This is a genomic window from Shigella sp. SIG3, from assembly GCF_053555855.1.
The window spans coordinates 1-2,802 of sequence record NZ_JBQZXE010000210.1; the positions used below are offsets into that span (position 1 = coordinate 1).

Sequence of the window (2,802 nt, forward strand, 5' to 3'; positions counted from 1 at the left end):
CGCGCAACGATGATCTGAAAGTCTTCGTGATGGGTGAAGTGGGTAAACAGAGCACGCTGAAAATGGACCGCAGCGGTATGACCCTGGCAGAAGCGCTGGGTAACGCTGAGGGTATGAATCAGGATGTCGCTGATGCGACGGGGATTTTTGTTATTCGTGCAACGCAAAACAAGCAGAATGGCAAAATCGCCAATATTTATCAGCTGAATGCGAAGGACGCATCGGCAATGATACTCGGAACGGAATTCCAGCTTGAACCTTACGACATTGTTTATGTCACTACCGCGCCGCTGGCTCGTTGGAACCGTGTGATTTCTCTGCTGGTACCGACGATTTCCGGGGTGCATGACCTGACAGAGACTTCACGGTGGATTCAAACATGGCCCAACTAAAATTTAACTCAATCCTAGTGGTTTGTACCGGCAACATTTGCCGTTCGCCCATTGGCGAGCGCTTGCTGCGTAAACGTCTGCCGGGCGTAAAAGTCAAATCGGCAGGTGTTCATGGTCTGGTAAAACACCCTGCAGATGCGACAGCGGCAGATGTTGCCGCTAATCATGGCGTATCTCTTGAAGGACATGCTGGACGTAAGCTCACTGCTGAGATGGCACGAAATTACGATCTGATTCTGGCAATGGAGTCGGAACATATTGCTCAGGTTACCGCAATTGCTCCCGAGGTCCGCGGGAAGACAATGCTGTTTGGGCAATGGCTGGAACAGAAAGAGATCCCGGATCCCTATCGTAAAAGTCAGGACGCATTTGAACATGTCTACGGTATGTTGGAGCGCGCCAGTCAGGAATGGGCGAAGCGCCTCAGCCGGTAATTTGAGTTTATAAAATACGATGACAACTAAAAATATGAATACGCCACTAGGCAGCACTCAGGAAAATGAGATCGATCTGCTTCGTCTGGTCGGCGAGTTATGGGATCACCGTAAGTTTATTATCAGCGTGACCGCGTTATTCACGCTGATCGCTGTCGCTTACTCGCTGTTAAGCACACCAATTTATCAGGCAGATACTCTGGTCCAGGTTGAGCAAAAACAGGGCAACGCCATTCTCAGCGGCCTGAGCGATATGCTCCCTAACTCATCGCCCGAGTCTGCACCGGAGATCCAACTGCTGCAATCGCGCATGATTCTCGGTAAAACCATTGCTGAACTGAATCTGCGCGACATAGTTGAGCAGAAGTATTTTCCGATTGTGGGTCGCGGCTGGGCGAGATTAACCAAAGAAAAACCAGGTGAGCTGGCGATCAGCTGGATGCATATTCCACAACTGAATGGTCAGGATCAGCAACTGACACTCACGGTTGGGGAAAACGGCCACTATACACTGGAAGGTGAAGAGTTCACCGTCAATGGTATGGTCGGCCAGCGTCTGGAAAAAGATGGCGTTGCGCTGACTATCGCGGACATTAAGGCCAAACCAGGAACACAGTTTGTCCTGAGCCAGCGTACCGAACTGGAAGCGATTAACACATTGCAGGAAACCTTTACCGTTAGCGAACGCAGTAAAGAAAGCGGGATGCTGGAACTTACCATGACTGGTGATGATCCCCAGTTGATTACTCGTATTCTGAACAGCATCGCTAACAACTATTTGCAACAGAATATCGCTCGCCAGGCGGCGCAGGATTCACAAAGCCTTGAATTCTTACAGCACCAGTTACCTGAAGTGCGCAGCGAGCTGGACCAGGCGGAAGAAAAACTCAACGTTTATCGCCAGCAGCGCGATTCGGTTGACCTTAACCTGGAAGCCAAAGCCGTTCTTGAGCAGATTGTGAACGTTGATAATCAACTCAATGAGCTGACCTTCCGCGAGGCAGAGATCTCCCAGCTGTATAAGAAAGATCACCCAACTTATCGTGCGCTGCTGGAAAAACGCCAGACGCTGGAGCAAGAACGCAAACGCCTGAATAAGCGGGTATCGGCAATGCCTTCCACCCAACAGGAAGTGTTGCGTTTAAGTCGTGACGTAGAAGCGGGCCGTGCGGTATATCTGCAATTACTTAACCGCCAGCAGGAGTTGAGTATTTCGAAATCCAGTGCCATTGGTAACGTGCGGATTATCGACCCGGCAGTCACTCAGCCGCAGCCAGTGAAACCGAAAAAAGCGTTGAATGTGGTGCTTGGTTTTATTCTTGGCCTGTTTATTTCGGTGAGTGCCGTGCTGGCGCGTGCGATGTTGCGTCGTGGTGTAGAAGCCCCGGAACAACTGGAAGAGCACGGCATCAGCGTTTATTCCACTATCCCAATGTCCGAGTGGCTGGATAAACGCACCCGTCTGCGTAAGAAAAATTTATTTTCTAATCAGCAGCGCCATCGTACTAAAAATATCCCCTTCCTGGCGGTGGATAACCCGGCGGATTCTGCTGTGGAAGCCGTACGTGCGCTACGAACCAGTCTGCATTTCGCTATGATGGAGACTGAGAATAACATTCTGATGATCACCGGTGCGACGCCAGACAGTGGTAAAACGTTTGTCAGTTCAACTCTGGCAGCGGTGATCGCCCAGTCCGATCAAAAAGTGTTATTTATTGATGCCGACTTACGCCGTGGTTATTCGCATAACCTGTTTACCGTGAGTAATGAACATGGCTTGTCGGAATATCTGGCAGGTAAAGATGAGCTCAACAAAGTGATCCAGCATTTTGGCAAAGGAGGCTTTGATGTGATTACTCGCGGTCAGGTGCCACCTAACCCGTCTGAACTGCTGATGCGCGATCGGATGCGTCAATTACTGGAATGGGCGAACGACCATTACGATCTGGTGATTGTCGATACGCCGCCGATGCTGG

2 protein-coding genes and 1 pseudogene are annotated in these 2,802 nt (G+C 50.4%); all 3 read left to right on the top strand.

Going from position 1 to position 2,802, the window contains the following annotated elements; all coding sequences use genetic code 11:
• Nucleotides 1–392: pseudogene (locus ACUU1I_RS20150) on the top strand (polysaccharide export protein Wza); the annotation flags it as partial.
• Complete coding sequence (gene etp, locus ACUU1I_RS20155; RefSeq protein WP_000057871.1) at nt 380–826, top strand: protein-tyrosine-phosphatase Etp; 447 nt, start codon at nt 380–382, stop codon at nt 824–826. The pseudogene ACUU1I_RS20150 and the gene etp, both read left to right, overlap by 13 nt.
• Before the next feature lie 19 nt (nt 827–845).
• On the top strand, nt 846–2,802 hold a 1,957-nt coding region (etk, locus tag ACUU1I_RS20160), incomplete at its 3' end, for a tyrosine-protein kinase (RefSeq protein WP_449144898.1).